Origin of the sequence: Levilactobacillus humaensis, assembly GCF_024345185.1 — a bacterium.
In the GTDB taxonomy this organism is placed as follows: domain Bacteria; phylum Bacillota; class Bacilli; order Lactobacillales; family Lactobacillaceae; genus Levilactobacillus; species Levilactobacillus humaensis.
Genome location: NZ_BROB01000043.1, coordinates 1 through 16,145, shown reverse-complemented (window position 1 = coordinate 16,145; position 16,145 = coordinate 1). Strand labels below are relative to the sequence as shown.

At 38.8% G+C, this 16,145-nt stretch carries 14 protein-coding genes and 5 pseudogenes; 10 read left to right on the top strand and 9 right to left on the bottom strand.

Annotated elements, in window-relative coordinates:
* Positions 1-199: pseudogene (locus OCU14_RS10660) on the top strand (hypothetical protein); the annotation flags it as partial.
* Positions 200-250: 51 nt separating this feature from the next.
* Here the strand turns inward: OCU14_RS10660 and OCU14_RS10655 are convergent.
* A complete protein-coding gene (locus OCU14_RS10655) occupies positions 251-499 on the bottom strand; it encodes a GlsB/YeaQ/YmgE family stress response membrane protein (protein ID WP_261811006.1) in 249 nt (82 codons plus the stop codon).
* A 347-nt stretch (positions 500-846) separates the two neighbouring features.
* Here OCU14_RS10655 and OCU14_RS10650 point away from each other — a divergent pair, with 347 nt between their 5' ends.
* The 3 genes and pseudogenes from OCU14_RS10650 to OCU14_RS10640 form a co-directional block, all read left to right on the top strand.
* Complete coding sequence (locus OCU14_RS10650; protein WP_261811005.1) at positions 847-1,404, top strand: DUF4355 domain-containing protein; 558 nt, start codon at positions 847-849, stop codon at positions 1,402-1,404.
* A 98-nt stretch (positions 1,405-1,502) separates the two neighbouring features.
* Complete coding sequence (locus OCU14_RS10645; RefSeq protein ID WP_261811004.1) at positions 1,503-1,799, top strand: hypothetical protein; 297 nt, start codon at positions 1,503-1,505, stop codon at positions 1,797-1,799.
* Positions 1,730-2,278: pseudogene (locus OCU14_RS10640) on the top strand (IS5 family transposase); the annotation flags it as partial. The gene OCU14_RS10645 and the pseudogene OCU14_RS10640, both read left to right, overlap by 70 nt.
* Here the strand turns inward: OCU14_RS10640 and OCU14_RS10635 are convergent.
* Positions 2,273-2,419: pseudogene (locus OCU14_RS10635) on the bottom strand (ISL3 family transposase); the annotation flags it as partial. The pseudogenes OCU14_RS10640 and OCU14_RS10635 sit on opposite strands and share 6 nt — an antisense overlap.
* 189 nt (positions 2,420-2,608) lie before the next feature.
* Between OCU14_RS10635 and OCU14_RS10630 the strand changes: the two are divergent.
* Positions 2,609-3,778, top strand: a complete 1,170-nt coding sequence (locus OCU14_RS10630; protein ID WP_261811003.1) for a metallophosphoesterase family protein — start codon at positions 2,609-2,611, stop codon at positions 3,776-3,778.
* Between the two features lie 11 nt (positions 3,779-3,789).
* A pseudogene (locus OCU14_RS10625) lies at positions 3,790-4,143 on the top strand (asparagine synthase (glutamine-hydrolyzing)); the annotation flags it as partial.
* A gap of 175 nt (positions 4,144-4,318) precedes the next feature.
* Here OCU14_RS10625 and OCU14_RS10620 read toward each other — a convergent pair.
* Complete coding sequence (locus OCU14_RS10620) at positions 4,319-5,557, bottom strand: ISL3-like element IS1165 family transposase (RefSeq protein ID WP_261811002.1); 1,239 nt, start codon at positions 5,555-5,557, stop codon at positions 4,319-4,321.
* Positions 5,558-5,733: 176 nt separating this feature from the next.
* Between OCU14_RS10620 and OCU14_RS10615 the strand changes: the two are divergent.
* Positions 5,734-6,653, top strand: a pseudogene (locus tag OCU14_RS10615) (IS30-like element ISLsa1 family transposase).
* A gap of 137 nt (positions 6,654-6,790) precedes the next feature.
* Here OCU14_RS10615 and OCU14_RS10610 read toward each other — a convergent pair.
* From OCU14_RS10610 to OCU14_RS10600, 3 genes are read right to left on the bottom strand one after another with little or no spacing between them, the layout of a single operon-like run.
* Positions 6,791-7,606, bottom strand: coding sequence for a carbohydrate ABC transporter permease (locus tag OCU14_RS10610; protein ID WP_261811001.1), 816 nt, complete (start codon positions 7,604-7,606; stop codon positions 6,791-6,793).
* A gap of 3 nt (positions 7,607-7,609) precedes the next feature.
* Positions 7,610-8,464: a carbohydrate ABC transporter permease gene (locus tag OCU14_RS10605; protein ID WP_021355944.1), complete on the bottom strand. Its 855-nt coding sequence runs from the start codon at positions 8,462-8,464 to the stop codon at positions 7,610-7,612.
* A gap of 5 nt (positions 8,465-8,469) precedes the next feature.
* The gene (locus OCU14_RS10600; protein ID WP_261811000.1) at positions 8,470-9,768 is read right to left on the bottom strand and encodes an ABC transporter substrate-binding protein; all 1,299 of its coding nucleotides are present in this window, start codon (positions 9,766-9,768) and stop codon (positions 8,470-8,472) included.
* A 127-nt stretch (positions 9,769-9,895) separates the two neighbouring features.
* Between OCU14_RS10600 and OCU14_RS10595 the strand changes: the two genes are divergently transcribed.
* Both OCU14_RS10595 and OCU14_RS10590 read left to right on the top strand, forming a co-directional pair.
* Positions 9,896-11,035, top strand: coding sequence for an ABC transporter ATP-binding protein (locus tag OCU14_RS10595; RefSeq protein ID WP_261810999.1), 1,140 nt, complete (start codon positions 9,896-9,898; stop codon positions 11,033-11,035).
* Between the two features lie 108 nt (positions 11,036-11,143).
* Positions 11,144-12,064: an IS30-like element ISLsa1 family transposase gene (locus OCU14_RS10590; RefSeq protein ID WP_261810998.1), complete on the top strand. Its 921-nt coding sequence runs from the start codon at positions 11,144-11,146 to the stop codon at positions 12,062-12,064.
* 466 nt (positions 12,065-12,530) lie between these two features.
* Here OCU14_RS10590 and OCU14_RS10585 read toward each other — a convergent pair whose 3' ends face one another.
* From OCU14_RS10585 to OCU14_RS10575, 3 genes are all read right to left on the bottom strand, one after another.
* Positions 12,531-13,049, bottom strand: coding sequence for a hypothetical protein (locus OCU14_RS10585; protein ID WP_261810997.1), 519 nt, complete (start codon positions 13,047-13,049; stop codon positions 12,531-12,533).
* Between the two features lie 256 nt (positions 13,050-13,305).
* Complete coding sequence (locus OCU14_RS10580) at positions 13,306-13,635, bottom strand: DUF5388 domain-containing protein (protein ID WP_046041066.1); 330 nt, start codon at positions 13,633-13,635, stop codon at positions 13,306-13,308.
* Positions 13,628-14,437: a ParA family protein gene (locus OCU14_RS10575; protein ID WP_015474642.1), complete on the bottom strand. Its 810-nt coding sequence runs from the start codon at positions 14,435-14,437 to the stop codon at positions 13,628-13,630. The genes OCU14_RS10580 and OCU14_RS10575 overlap by 8 nt, the downstream gene beginning before the upstream one ends.
* 968 nt (positions 14,438-15,405) lie before the next feature.
* On the opposite strand from OCU14_RS10575, the gene OCU14_RS10570 reads away from it, so the two are divergent.
* Entirely contained in the window at positions 15,406-16,104 is a 699-nt protein-coding gene (locus tag OCU14_RS10570) for a GIY-YIG nuclease family protein (RefSeq protein WP_261810996.1), read from the top strand.
* Positions 16,105-16,145: the final 41 nt, after the last annotated feature.

Sequence of the window (16,145 nt, the reverse complement as noted above, 5' to 3'; positions counted from 1 at the left end):
TGGACAAGCACCGATTCCAGTCACGGATACTCATCCAAGGTGTCGTTGCCAGCTGGTAGCCTGTGATGAAGATGGGAATCTGCTGTCTGGTGAACTTGATAGGGTATTTAAGGAAAAAAAAAGCCCACTTAGTTTAAAACTAAGTGGGTCAGGAATATTATTAATTGGCTTCGCTCACAACAAAGTCGAGGGGTGCTAACTAAGTTAGCATCTATAATTTAGTATAAGAACCTTAAATGAAGCTTAAAAACTAATTCTTTGATTTACCGACAAAGAAAGAAACTACAGCAACAACAATTGCTGCTCCAATAATTGAAGGAATAATTGCCATTCCGGCTAATTGAGGGCCCCAAGATCCGAGTATAGCTTCTCCAATAGAGGAACCAACTAATCCGGCAACAATATTAGCAATCCACCCCATTGATTTTCCTTTGCTAGTAATTGCTCCAGCAATAGCACCAATGATGGCACCAATAATTAAAACCCATAACCAATGCATAAAACATCATCCTCTCTTATTTTTCGAAGGATGTTTTTTAGATTTGTTATAGTTTTGAATTTCTTTAAAAATGGCTAATAAAAGTTGAGATATAGACATGATAATTGATATTTTTGACCAAAGTCTAAATCTTTTCATATGAAACCCTCCATTATCTAAATTGCATCCTTCTAAATCTAATTATAGGCAATTGAATATTTGCATACAAGTTATTTGATTGTGCCATTCTTTTTAAAATAGGAATTTTTGATTTGCCTTTTTCTCAATTACAGGCGTTAAAGAATAATCGATTTAGTTATTGCACTTACAAACAATTTAGCATACGGACTTAAAAAGGAGTCTTGATGATGAAAACAAATTTGCAATTTTTTGCTGATCCTAACCCAGAACCTAAGCCAAACGATTCCAACCCAAATCCTGATGGTAAAAATCCAAAGCCAGCTGGCAAGACCTACACACAGGATGATATTGGAAAGATGATGGCCTCTAAGGCTAAAGAAGTAGAAAGCAATCTGCGGGATGATTTTGAAAAGGAGCTTAAGCAAAAGGAACAAGAATGGCTTGAAAAGGGTGAAAAACGAGCCAGCATGAATGCTAGTGAGAAGGCCCAAGCCGATTTAGCAGAGCAACGACAAGCCTTAAAAGAACAGCAAGACCGTCTTCAAGAAAAATTAGATGAAGCTGATCGTAAGGATGCTTTAGCTGCAACTAAAACTGTTCTAACTGACAAGCACATTCCAGCTGAATTTGCGGAGTTTATTAGTGATGCTAAAGAAGATGTTCGTAACAATAACTTAGATAAGTTTACAAACTTATTTAACAAAGCAGTTCAGGAAGCTGTTGAAAAAAAGTTACGGGTAATCAATCACCACAGAATGGCGGTCAACAATTTAACGCTACTATGACACGCGAAGATTTTGCGCAGATGAGCCTTGAAGAGCAGACTAACCTTTATCGTCAAAACCAAGATTTGTACAACAAACTTAAATAGGAGGTGTAGGTAATGACCGTAATTAACGGAAACCCTACGAATTTTAGTAATTTAATTGAACCAACAGTCTTTCTAGACTGGATCTATCGTCAAAATACTCAAACTAATCGATTTGTTCAATCTGGTGTGCTAAAAAACGATCCAGTATTAGGTGGCCGATTGCTTCAACCAGGACGATCAGTTGAGATCCCTGCAATGAATGATTTAAGCGGTGATGCAGATGAATGGAATGATGCTGATCCTTTATTGGAACAAGTTTTAAAAAAATTGTCATTGATCGGCGAACTTACCAAGGACGTTCAGCTTTAACTTCGTTTATTATCGTGGACGCTCAGAGCGTCAAAAACACTGCCACTGCTGAAAACAAAGGTTACGATGCCGGTAAGAAAATCTCGGGAATTAAGCGCCATCTGGCAGTTGATATCCATGGCTTTCCGCAGGCCATTCACATGACGCGAGCGAACGTCTCTGATCGAGACGGGGCCAGTGCAATGATCACTTTACATGCCATGCATTTACGCCAGGTTCAAAATGTCTTAGTTGATGGTGGTTATTCAGGCGTTAATTTTCAGCTCGATGTGGCAAGTAATTTAAACGCAACCGTGCAGGTTGCGAAGCGTAATGAGTTGCATCGATTCGAAGTCATACCCCAACGTTGGGTAGTCGAACGCTCCTTTAGTTGGTTAGAGAATTGTCGGCGACTTTGGAAAAATTGTGAGTGTCAATTAACCACCAGTCTGCAAATGGTCGTTTTGGCGTTTTTAGCACTATTACTCAAGAGATTTTAGACAGCCTCTAAGCTCTGCCTGGATGACCAAATACTTTTTGCGACCCGAGCCCCGACCATGAAATTCATCACGAGTACCGAACACCTGAATGTTTGTGTCTGTAATTCCCAGTAATTTAAGTGTATTATCTAGTTGAGACATCTATTCCTACCCCGCTTATCTTGAGTTTCGTCGCTTAAAGCATAGCACTAGGGAGGCTTAGATGCCTTTTTTTGTTATCAAAAAGGGCCTAGTACTTTTGGAATGGAAATACTTTCCAACACCAAAAATTCTAGACCCTGTCGGAGTCTAAAACATGATAAGATTTAGTCAATTAGGAGAATAAAAATCGTGAAAATCAAATTTCTTACTAAAAAATTTTTTAGACCGAGACTATCTGAATTTATCTCTGTTCAAACTGATAACTTTTTGAGAAAATTAAAGCCGAGACCGTTTTTTACAGAATATATCGAGCAAGTTTTCAGAAAGAACGTTGAACCTAACGTTAGCCAAAATTGCTTGACTTTATCGGTTTTAACGGACACTCATGAAAAAGCTGTTGTCAGTTCATCGTACTATGGTCTCAACGGTGTAAGGCATATTATTGAAGCCAATAAGGCTTGCGATTCATTGCCAGTGGATTACAATATTCATTTAGGCGATTTGATCGACGGTAGTGATAAGCCAGAGATCAGTCGAGGATTGTTACAATTCACGATGGAAAATTACCAAAATAGCCAGCGTCCTTTTTATGTGCTGGAAGGTAATCACGATGAAAATGATAAGTATGATGAACACAAATTTATTACTTCAGCCTCATTTAGACGTGACGACTACTATAATTTGGTAACGAAACATGATTTCGAACAACCTGAGATCAAACGCTTGAGTCTTGGTTCCAAAGTTGCTTGGATCGATAAAGGGGATATTCGAGTAATTTTCTTGAATACGAGCGATATTCCCTATATCCTAAATGGCGGGACCAAGAAGTACGACTTCAAAAAAGTCCGTGGTATCCGCGAGCAACAGATCGAAGATTTAATATCTATTTTAGAAAAGACAATTGATAAGCATGTCGTAGTTTTTGGTCATGCTAATTTGATCAGTCAAAGTGGTCGTTCAGCTTTGAACTTCAACGGTGACTTAGTTCAGAAGATTTTTACTAGCTTTAATAATAAGGATTCTGGACAACTTAAAAATGAATTATCCGGTGATTTTGGAGTTAATGTTCGCTATAACTTTACTGATACCGGTATTTCGACCATATCGAATTATATTTGTGGACACATGCATTATGAAAAACACTACAAAGTTAATGGGATTAATCATGTAATATTAAATTGTTCGGCCTTAATGGGTAAAAAACATGTCGTAACGACTGATTATAATAAAAAATGGGATCGCCGATATAATGAGATTTCCGAATTAGCTGGATATTTCATTAATATCAATCCCGACAAAATGTTGCTCCAAATATTTGGATATGGTGCAGCAACCAGATTCGTAAGCTTTGAAATTTAAGGAGAATTAATATGTGCGGTATCGTCGGTTTCGTAGACAAGAAGATTGCTGACAAAAAGCCAGTTATAGAAGCTATGATGGATACGATCAAACATCGTGGTCCAAATAGTTCGGGGGAATTAGTTAATGAGGATACGGCGCTAGGATTTCGTCGATTGAGTATCATTGATATCAACAGTGGTATGCAACCTATTTACAATGAAGATAAATCAAAAGTAGTAATTTTTAACGGAGAAATTTATAACTACCAAGGTATTAGAGAAGAATTGATCAACAAGGGTCATACTTTTACTACCGAAACAGATACAGAAGTATTGTTACATGGTTTTGGAGAGTGGGGAATGGAAGAATTACTTAAGAAAATGGAAGTTTGTTAAATGGTGTTGAAGGATAGTTTCTATCCTTTGGAGATCTCCTCGTGTGGGAGATCTTTTTTGTTGTTTTATTAGTTGCGGCGTTTAATCTGGTGTGTTGTCTGAATATCGTACTTGAAGGCATAACAAATAAGCCTACCATCGTGACGGTATTGTGGTAGACAATCTAGGCAATCAGCTGGTAGACGCGTGTGAACATATTGGCCTGATTGGAGAAGCCATAACAAGCACGTTTGAGCTCCTTGATCTTACGGTTGATGCCCTCTATCGGTCCGTTAGAGTAGGACGATTTGGCGGCGTTAATTACTCCATTAAGATTCTTTCGTAGGGTATGCATGGCCGTATCTAGGGGCGTGCCGTTCGGCTGATAGTTAGTGATGATATTCTTGAGTTCATCAGCGTGACGCCCCATCAAAGCATCGTGGAGATCGATGTAGGTTTCATAAGCTGTTTTGAAGGCCGGAAACGTATCGGTTCCAATATCAATAGTGTTCTGTTCGGTCGAGTACTCATTCAGGCCGAAGAGGTAGCGGCTCTTTTGTGCGTCAGGGTTGGTCTTGTGGAATAGGCGCCATAGTGATTTCAGTACTTTATATTCCCGCGAATGCTTGTCGAGTTGCTTTAAACATTGAGTGCGAATGGTATCCATCGTCCGGCCCATTAATTGAATAATGTGGAACCGATCAATAATGAGTTCGGCGTTAGGGAATAGTTCGTGCACGAATGCCTGATAGGAGGCGTTCATGTCCATGATGACGCGTTGAACCGCGGCCCGTTCTGCGGTGCTGTACTGACTAAGAAAGAACTGTTTGATGGTTCTATTAAGGCGGTCGCTAAGTACTTTAACTGATTTGTGAGTGTCGGCATCAATGCAAATAAACGACATGGAGCCGTGCGTGGAACGGAATTCATCAAAGCATAGATTAATCGGTAACCGGCGGCTCGCGTGTGGATGAATATTAGCCGTCAAAATACGCTGAACTGAGTTTGTCGAAATACCGGTGAGACTGGCGATAGTCTTAGCCGGGAGTGATTTACTGGCTAGCTTCAGCACATGAGTCGCTAGTCCGTGACCGATGGCGTGGTTGGTTGATACCACTGGAGTGGTGGCCGTACAAGTGCTATGGCAGTTACTACAACGCCAGCGTTGCTTGTTTAGCTCTAGAATTACGGGCCGGTCCATGGGTCCTGCAATGTGGACATGAGTGAGCTTGTGTCCGTTAGGGTGCAACGTATTGTATCCACAGCTGAGACAGCGCCTGAGTGTGTAGGTAAGCTCTGCCTGGATGACCAAATACTTTTTGCGACCCGAGCCCCGACCATGAAATTCATCACGAGTACCGAACACCTGAATGTTTGTGTCTGTAATTCCCAGTAATTTAAGTGTATTATCTAGTTGAGACATCTATTCCTACCCCGCTTATCTTGAGTTTCGTCGCTTAAAGCATAGCACTAGGGAGGCTTAGATGCCTTTTTTTGTTATGGCAAATTCTATAATTAATCCGAACAGAAATCAAAAAGCCCAAAGCAATCACTTACAATGGTAGTAGCTAATTCCAACCAATATAGGGAGTGATTACTTTGGGTACATCTACTTTATCACGTTTTCAACGTGGCGCACTAGCACAACTGGTCAATGAGGGGAATAAATCTTACCAAGTAATGGCTGACGCCTTAGGCGTCGCCAAAGCTACGGTTAGCTATGAGTTGGACCGGGTTAAACCTTATGATCCAGAATTAGCTCAGCAAGATGCAGATCGCAAAAGGCGGAATTGCGGTCGTCGTTCGATGCTGACGGCAGCATTAGCGACTTTAATTACCAATCACTTACGATTAACCTGGTCACCAGAAACCATTTCGGCCGCTTATAACTTGAGCACTGCGTCAATTTATAATTGGCTTAATCGTGGCTGGCTCCCCTTCAAATTGACTGATCTACCCAATCGGAATGTCTGCCAGCACCGAGTGAGCGAAAATCGTGGGAAATTTACAAGTGGGACTTCCATCGAACAACGGCCAACAACTGTTAATCAACGGTTAGCTTTTGGTCATTGGGAAGTAGATACGGTGCTTTCTAGTCGAAGTGAGTCACGATCATGTCTGGTTACATTCGTAGAACGTAAGACCCGACTTCTATGGGCCATCAAAGCCCCTAATAGAACGGCTAAGGCTCTAAACACCGCCTTTGGCAAGTTTATGGGGCCTTCGGTCCCCAAGTAAAATCCATTACTGTTGATCATGGTAAAGAGTTTGCCAATTATCAGGCCTTAGAACAGGATTATCAGATCAAAGTTTATTTTTGCCATCCATATTCACCATGGGAGCGAGGTTCCAATGAATATTTTAATAGACGGTTACGCTGGTTCTTCCCGAAAAAGACCAATTTTAGCCAAGTAACGACTGATGAGATCCTAGCAGCACTGGAACTAATTAATCAACGACCATTAAAAATACATCATCAACAGACTGCCATTGAAAGATTCCGGGCTTGTTCGGATTAAACTTGTAATTTGCCATGAGTAATTAAGTCCAGAGGATCCAACTGCTGAATAATATGAACATTACAAAAATAGTACAAGAGACCAGGTCAGATTGACCTGGTCTCTTGTACTATTTTTATTTAGATTAAATCCAATCTTTACTTGATAGATCCTTCTGTCACACTTGTCATGACTTGCTTTTGCAATAGGAGGAACAGAATAATAATCGGAACCATTGACAAAACAAGTCCGGCTAAGGCTAATTGCCATTGGCTGTTTGTTTCACCGAAGAAAGAATACATCTTAAGTGGAATCGTGTACATGCCATCTTTATTAACGACTAGTGATGGTAACAGGTAGTCATTCCATATTTTCATTGCATTCAAGATAACAACTGTACCTGTCATTGGGCTGACCGCTGGAAAGATAATATAAACAAAGGTTTTAAAAGGATAGGCTCCATCTAAAGCAGCAGCTTCGTCAAGAGTTTTTGAGACTCCTTGAAAAGCCCCATAAAAAAGAATAATTGAGAGGCTTACTGATAACCCGGTGTTCATAATGACCAGACTCGTTCTGTTAAGGAAATTAACTTTGCCAAAAAGTGAAAGAAGCGGGATCATAATTGACTGAAAAGGGATCAGCATAGTGCCGGCACAAAGATAGTAGAGAATTGAACTGAAAGGCCCTTTAACACGAGAAAGAGCATAGGCAGCAGCTGCCGAAACCAATGTGATTACAATGACACTGGCTACTGTGATAACTAAAGAGTTAAAGAAACTGCTTGTAAAATCAAGCGCCTGGTAAGCAGTTTTGAAATTTGAAAACGTAAAGTCCCGTGTAAACCATAACGGGTTTTGAAAAATTCCCCTTTTTCCCTTTAAAGCATTGATAATAACAATGATAAAGGGGTAGAACCAGAATAGGGCAATGATTCCAAAAAGAAAGCCAAGTAAGATTTTAGTTGATTTTTTCATCTTCTATCCCTCCCGCTTTCTTGAAAGTGCTAATTGAATAAAGGAAACAATGGTTACACAAAGGAAAAGGATAATTCCGGCTGCCTGAGCGTATCCCTGCTGGAAGTTTACAAAAGCAGTATTATAAATATACATCGAAATCATCTCTGTGGAGCGGTATGGGCCACCATTTGTAAGTGCTAAGTTTTGCTCATAGAGTTTAAACGAGTTGGCAAGTGTTAGAAATAGACTGATTGTAAAGGCTGGCGCCAATTGTGGCAGCTTGATGAAAAAGAAAATCTGGGTTGCTTTTGCACCGTCTAGAACAGCTGCTTGAATGGTATTCTTAGGAATTGCATTCAAGAAAGAAATATAGATTAACATAATATAACCGCTCATCTGCCAAACAAACAGAATTACTATCCCCCAAAATCCTGTTGAAGGGTTGCTCAACCAACCTTTGAAAAAGTCAAGATGAAAAGCAGCGGCAATTGCCTGAAAAGCAGAAGTAAAAATGAATTGCCAGATAAAACCAAGTAGTATTCCGCCGATCAGATTTGGCATGAAGAAGATGGTTCTGAGTGATTTTGTGAGTCTGTTGTTGTGACTGGTGACGATTAACGCAAAAGCCAAACCGACTAAGTTAATTAGAATTACTGAAACAAAAGAAAATTTGACTGTTAGCCAAAAACTCTGCAGAAAGGTGGAGTCTTGAAAAAGGACTTCAAAGTTTTTCCAACCAATAAAAGAAGAGCGTAAACCATTGGAATCGGTAAAGGAATAATAAATTCCTATCAGAAATGGTACGACAATAATCAATAGTATAAAGAAAACTGCTGGTAAAACAAAAGCCAGATATTGATGTTTTTTGATAAGCATTTTTATCACTCCCCACTTTGGATTTCCCTGAGCTGTCGATATTTAGCCGATGTTTCCTTTTTCAATTCTTTCCAAGAGATCCCATTTACAAAATAGCGCTGTATATATGGCCCAAGTGCTTGGTTAGTAAAGCCATTCGGGTACTGTTTGTGAACAGGAGATTGTGCGTTTTTGGAAGTGCCGATCCGATAAATTTGTTTAGAAAGATCATCAGGCAGCCTCGAAACATCAAAGTTTTTAGTTGCAGGAACGAAACGCATTTCGTTAATGATTACGTTCTCAGCTTCTTTTGAAGTATACATCCAGTTAATAAAATCTTTAGCAGCTTTTTGCCGCTTGGGATGATCTTTAGTGATTCCTAAATACCATGAGGAACCGGTCAAAAGACGGTCAGTACCATCATTTTTAACAAAGAACGGTAACATGCCAAGATTTTTTTGCACGTATCCCTTTTCCAGACCATCAAGCGTCGGAATAATCCAATTTCCTTGAGGTATCATAGCAACTTTACCATTGAAAAAAAGGTCTTGGACAGAAGGATCATATTTAACTGAAAGAATCGGTTGTACATTATATTTTTTTACGAGATCATAATAATTTTTCATTTGCCTCTCGTATTTCCAAGGGAAAGTTTTGCTTTTGAAAGCTTTGACAAGATTATTGTTGTACGGCAGAGAAGTAAATTGTGCTGAAACAGAAGCAATTGAACTGGTATCAGCTCCGTTAAAGCCGAAAACGGCATCGATTCCAATCTTCTTTTTTTCTGAATTGAGTTTTTCAACCGCTTTCAAAAATTCAGAATAGTTATTGATCTTTGAGGCATCAATCCCAGCCTTAGCGAACACAGCTTTGTTATACGACCAGCCATGAGCCTCAAGACCGACTGGAATTCCAACCATACGTTTATTTGAAATTCCACCGCTAACAAGATTTGGTACTATGTTTTTACTTGCCTTAAGATCTTTTAGATTAATCAAATGATCCTTATACCGATCTATTTCAGGTAGCCCGCCAAGCATAATAATATCTGGAGCTTCCCCAGAGGCAAACTTCGCTTGTAAAGCAGCGGCCCCACCGCCTTGCCCTGAAGTAGTAATTTGGATATTGACGTTGGGATGTTTAGCATGATACATCCGCGCTAATTTTTGATATTGTGCGGTTATTTCAGGCTTTTGATTAAAAAAGTTAAGTGTAATTTTTGAATTGTTTTCCTTTTGCGAGCTAAAACTACAACATGTTAAGACAATTAATGATAAACTCAACATAAAAGTTAGCTTAGCGATTTTAAAAAATCTTTTTTTCATGTCTTCCGCCCCGATTCATTGTCAATTGTTTGTCAAGAGCACTATTCTTTCTTACCTAAATTTTATTTTTTTATTATGAATCACTGCAGAAACAAAAGCAAAGAATAAACTCGAGGAGGCGTTTCTTATGAGTAAGATTCAAATCGAACACCTTTATAAGCGTTATGATAATGCGGAAAATGATACCCTAAAGGATATCAATCTTGAGATTGATGACAAGGAATTTGTTGCAATTATTGGACCATCAGGTTGTGGTAAGTCTACACTATTGCGTTGCTTTTCAGGTTTGGAAGAAGTTACAAAGGGAAAAATTAATGTAGATGGAAAGCGCTTCGATAATATTCCACCGCAAAAGCGCAGCATTGCAATGGTTTTTCAAGATTATGCATTATATCCACATATGACTGTTTACAATAACATGGCGTTCAACTTAAAACTTAGTAAATTTTCTAAAAGTGAAATTGATTCACGGGTCAAGGAAGCAGCACAAAAACTTAATCTCACAGACTATTTGGCTCGTAAACCCGCGCAGCTTTCTGGTGGGCAGCGACAAAGAGTTGCTTTAGGGCGTGCAATGGTGCGCGCACCTGAAGTCTTTTTAATGGACGAGCCGCTTTCTAATTTAGATGCGAAGTTACGTGTTTCAACGAGGCAGGATATTATCGAGCTACATAAGCAGCTTGGAACTGTAACGATTTATGTAACGCATGATCAAGCTGAGGCGATGGCAATGGCGGATAAAATCTTGATCATGCGAGACGGAGTGGTACAGCAGTATGGTAAACCTGAAGAACTTTATGATAACCCGCGTAACCTCTTCGTTGCTCGTTTTATCGGTTCTCCCAGCATGAATATTTTAAAGGGCACTCTTTCGAACAAGGGAATTTTTAATTCAGGTGGTGTAAATTATGACCTTAGTGAATTCGTGAAAAAAGAAGTTTTGCCAACGGATAAAAGAGAGATTGTACTTGGCTTTCGGCCTGAGAAAGTAACGCAGGTAAAAAAGTCAGGAGATAATGATACAGCTCCTGAAAATTCTGCACAAAAAGAGGGATTTTTTGTACTTTCTGCAAGTAAAAATCTGGCTGAATACATGGGCGGCCATACGCTTGTCTATCTAAAAACTAAAGATGGTGTTAATATTGTGACTCAAACGCCTAAAAGAATTCCTAATGATGATAGCCACAAAAAATTAGATCTTTATATTCATAATTCTAATATTTATCTGTTTGATGCTAAAAGCGGTCTGAAACTTCAAAATGGTTAGCTTTACCAGAGGCAAATTCTATAATTAATCCGAACAGAAATTAAAAATCCCAAAGCAATCACTTACAATGGTAGTAGCTAATTCCAACCAATATAGGGAGTGATTACTTTGGGTACATCTACTTTATCACGTTTTCAACGTGGCGCACTAGCACAACTGGTCAATGAGGGGAATAAATCTTACCAAGTAATGGCTGACGCCTTAGGCGTCGCCAAAGCTACGGTTAGCTATGAGTTGGACCGGGTTAAACCTTATGATCCAGAATTAGCTCAGCAAGATGCAGATCGCAAAAGGCGGAATTGCGGTCGTCGTTCGATGCTGACGGCAGCATTAGCGACTTTAATTACCAATCACTTACGATTAACCTGGTCACCAGAAACCATTTCGGCCGCTTATAACTTGAGCACTGCGTCAATTTATAATTGGCTTAATCGTGGCTGGCTCCCCTTCAAATTGACTGATCTACCCAATCGGAATGTCTGCCAGCACCGAGTGAGCGAAAATCGTGGGAAATTTACAAGTGGGACTTCCATCGAACAACGGCCAACAACTGTTAATCAACGGTTAGCTTTTGGTCATTGGGAAGTAGATACGGTGCTTTCTAGTCGAAGTGAGTCACGATCATGTCTGGTTACATTCGTAGAACGTAAGACCCGACTTCTATGGGCCATCAAAGCCCCTAATAGAACGGCTAAGGCTCTAAACACCGCCTTTGGCAAGTTTATGGGGGCCTTCGGTCCCCAAGTAAAATCCATTACTGTTGATCATGGTAAAGAGTTTGCCAATTATCAGGCCTTAGAACAGGATTATCAGATCAAAGTTTATTTTTGCCATCCATATTCACCATGGGAGCGAGGTTCCAATGAATATTTTAATCGACGGTTACGCTGGTTCTTCCCGAAAAAGACCAATTTTAGCCAAGTAACGGCTGATGAGATCCTAGCAGCACTTGAACTAATTAATCAACGACCATTAAAAATACATCATCAACAGACTGCCATTGAAAGATTCCGGGCTTGTTCGGATTAAACTTGTAATTTGCCACTTGCATTAGCCGAAATATAAGTAACTAGGGACACAAAGTGTCCGTTGTGGACTAGCTTTTCAAATCCACACTGGGGACACTTACTGTAATTGGCGAGAACATTAGCTTCAAACACTTTGGATGTAATACCTCTAATCGTACTTTTTTTAAAATTATAGAAATTTACATTAGTATCTTCGATACTTAAAGCGAATTTGATGGTATTATTATTTGGGTTCATGGTTTTTTTCATATCCTTTCTAATGATGCTTGTGGTGGGTGGATTTTAAGTATATGAGGCCATGGGCCTTTTTTTATGCAAAAAATCCTGTTAATAGAATATCACTTAAGATATCCATCAACAGGATTTAGTATAGAGCCAAAAATACTTACATTATACCAAAAGGGACCTCGAATATGAGGCCCCTTTATATCTATAATCCTTATTAGAATTAATGACTAGCCTCCAGTTTAACTTTTTAATGGCTTACGATCTGTCAACAAAGCAATCGGCGACAGAATCCAAACAATCATCGCGCCTACTAAGTAGGTATGACTGAAGGCCTGGCTGATTTGTCGATTCTTAGTATGCTTAATTTTTCTCAAAGCTGTCGTTAAAGCTTCTTTTTGTGCCAATTGTTTGAGACCTACTAACAATTTTTTCTGGCCCTGGCTTATTTTCTGATTACCCAAATTAATTTTTTGAGAAGCTACTGATAGTTTAGATATAGCGGTATTTTGATTTTCTAACTTGGTTAAGGTAAGTGCTAGTTGCTGGTTGCCCGCTTTTAAGTTGTCAGTAGCTAGTGCTAACTTTTTCTGGGCTTGGTAGACCTGGTGAAGATCGGTTCCCTTTTGGGGCTGTGGTAAATCAACTTGAGATTTGGCCGCTTGTTTAAGGGCACGTCTTAGGTTCGTCTGTTTGTTTTTAGTTGTTAATTTGGCTGATCCAGTAGCGGAAAATAGGCTATTCAATTGTTGATGAGCCACTTTCTTTACAATCTACCATATAAACGCATTCTCGTGCATTGTTTGCTTATACGTGTATATAGTTGTCAAATACGTGCTATGATTGTGTATGTCCTAAATGGACACAAGCAACGCTCCTAAGCAAAGCCTGTATGTACTGATTTTAGAAAAGCCCTCTATTCCGCATAATAGAGGACTTTTTTGTGTGCATTCTGCTTAATTTAAACGGACAAAAGTATACGTCTAAAAGCTAAACGTGTCGTCTGAGCGCGCGTAATTATTTACTTTTAACGCGTACATCACGTTTTTCTAAAGAATCAATTTGAAATTCTAATTCTTTACGTTCGTCTGAAGTCAAAGATTCAATATAAACAGATAATGCTACTTCAATAGCTGCCTTTTGATTGTCGCTATACCCTAATACAGCCATTGCTTGCAATTTGTTTCTAATGTGGTTGTTGATTTTTAGGTTTGTGTCAAAAGTAACCGAAGCAACTTGATTTTGTGGGGTTTTAATTTCTTTATTTGAATTTGAAAAATCCGAAATTTCAGCCTGCTTATCTGGTTTAATTGGGTTGCGGTTAGACCGAATCAATTTATTAGCCATTTTCGATTGCCTCCATTCTTTTTAACATCTCGTCAGTTACGTCTTTGTATACTTTGAACACACGTCTATCAAACTGAGTGTTGAAAGTAATACCGGTTATTCCGTAACGTTTGATCCTCTGCATCGAGTGGATTTTGTGTTTAAAAATATTTTCAGTTCCAAACTGATTAATAGCATTTTGAATAGTTGCTTCGTCTACAGGAGCTCCGGCTTGCAATAGAACAGCCAATATACCAACGATTTCTAAACGAGGAGCCTTGTAGGTATCAATAACTTGTTCCTGGATGTACTCTATAAATGCTTGAGCTCCCTCAAAACTATGTTCATGAGTTTGCATAACAATTACACAATAATCGCTGGCATACAATGCTGAATCGGTGATTAACGAGATAGTAGGTGGCGTGTCTATGATGACATAATCATATTTATCTTTAATTGGTTTGATAAGATTACTGAATTCTTTGACACGTTCATTATAGTCTTTGATTTTTTCCATATAGCGTGGGAAAAGAGCAAAGTCAGGTGCAGAAGCTAGGATATCGAAGTTTTCTTTTATATGTATTAAAGACTGAGTTAAATCACCATCTTCAATACTAGCCATGAGAGATTTTTTAAAATGGCCAACTTTTCCATCAATATTAACTTTAGTATTCAAGAGTAGATTTGTAGCGTTTCCTTGGGGATCCAAATCAACTAGTAGTGTTTTGTAACCACGATTGCTAAGGTCTAGAGCTACTAATGTTGAATTACTAGTTTTTCCAACTCCGCCTTTAAAATTTCCAAATGTTATGGTTTGTGTCATGATAACGCCTCCTAACGATTGTTGTTATATTAGCACTATATCGTTTTTGAATCAACACGATATAGTGCTATAGTGCGTTAGTTCTTTAGTTCTATAATGCTGTTGTTCTGTAGTGCTTATGTTCTACAGTTCTATAGTGCTGTAGTTCTATAGTTCTGTAGTGCTAGCACTACCGTATAGTTTCAAGCCTAATGTGTAAGTATTTTCTAAACAAGAAAATAGTGCTGTAGTTCTTTAGTTCTGTAGTTCTATAGTTCTATGGTGCTGTAGTGCTTATATTCTGTAGTGCTGTAGTTCTTTTGTTCTATAGTGCCCTAGTGCTGTAGTGCTAGTTTCTAAAACCATTGACTTTTGTTGTGGTTGAGCTATAATTCTAAATGAAATCGAAAAATAGAACATAAAAAAACACCCACCAACAGCCATTGGTGAGCGCCAAACAATCTTCTGAATTTATAGATTATTATATCATGGCCGGTGCGATTTTTAAAGCCCTAGGGGACAAGCTGGGGTCTAAATCCAAGGGGACACGTTTGCCAGTGCGACTTCAATAAGTCTGGCTATACCACAACAAGGTCATCTGTACGGCTGGGTGGTGAATGGTGAGCGCGACCATTAACGGCGCGGGTGGTAAAACGAAGCTTCGGCTTGGTGCCATTGATTAGTTGGTGATCGAACAAACATAAATACGTATCGTCAACGCCTACTAGGGCGTTTTTTAGTAGGTTAGACCGAAAACGTAGGTTTATAATGAGTGGTGGTAGCAATACCGCAATTGTACAGACAAGCGACGGGCGTTAACGACCGACGAACTAAGGGGAAACTTTTAGTAGTAGAATTGTACTCTGGTTCAGTTATTCCAAATAGCTGATTCCAGGGAACAATTCTGCGCTCAAAACGTCACTCCCTCTAAACTGAATGGAAAACCGTAACGCGTCAACATTAAATTCATAATGGTTAGGAACTTTTTGATGAGTACACATGCTATTTATTTAAATGATTTGTTAGGTTTGTCTAACCTAGAAAATGTAAAAATTAAGTTTAATCAATGGAATGCCAAAGAAGATCCAATAGACGTGTTTCAAGCGAATCCTGAGCTAATTAATAATCAATGGTTATTTTGGAGAAATCAGAAACGTTATTTTAATGTTAATGATGTTGCAATTAATTTGGTGAGAGTAAAGGGAGATATTTATCTTCTGACAACAGTTAAATTAGTTACGGAAGAGTTAAATGTAATTCATGGAATAAATTATGCTGGAAAGGAATTGAAACGGTATCGTCCATTATATGGAAGGGTTTTAATTAAATATCATAAAGATTTCCAAGCTTCAGTTGTTAACGCGGAAAGTAAACTTGAAAAATTGGTTGTTTCTCAAGTTTTACCAGATGTATATAAGAATGATGGTTTTCCAGGTTATGATAGTGTATGCCTTTCATATCAGCAGTTAAAGTTGGTATTAGAAAAAAATAAAAGTGAGTGGATTACCGCTCTTTCAAATCAAAAAGCGGTATATTTAATTCGTGATGTATCTAATGGAAAGCTATATGTTGGTTCTGCAACTAGTAAAAATGGCATGCTTTTAGATAGATGGAGAAGCTACATTAGTAATGGTCACGGTGGGAATAAGTGCTGCTCCTATCCTAGTATTTGGTACATAAATTTCTGAACAGTTGTGCCATAATTAATAAAACAAGCATAGGAGCATTC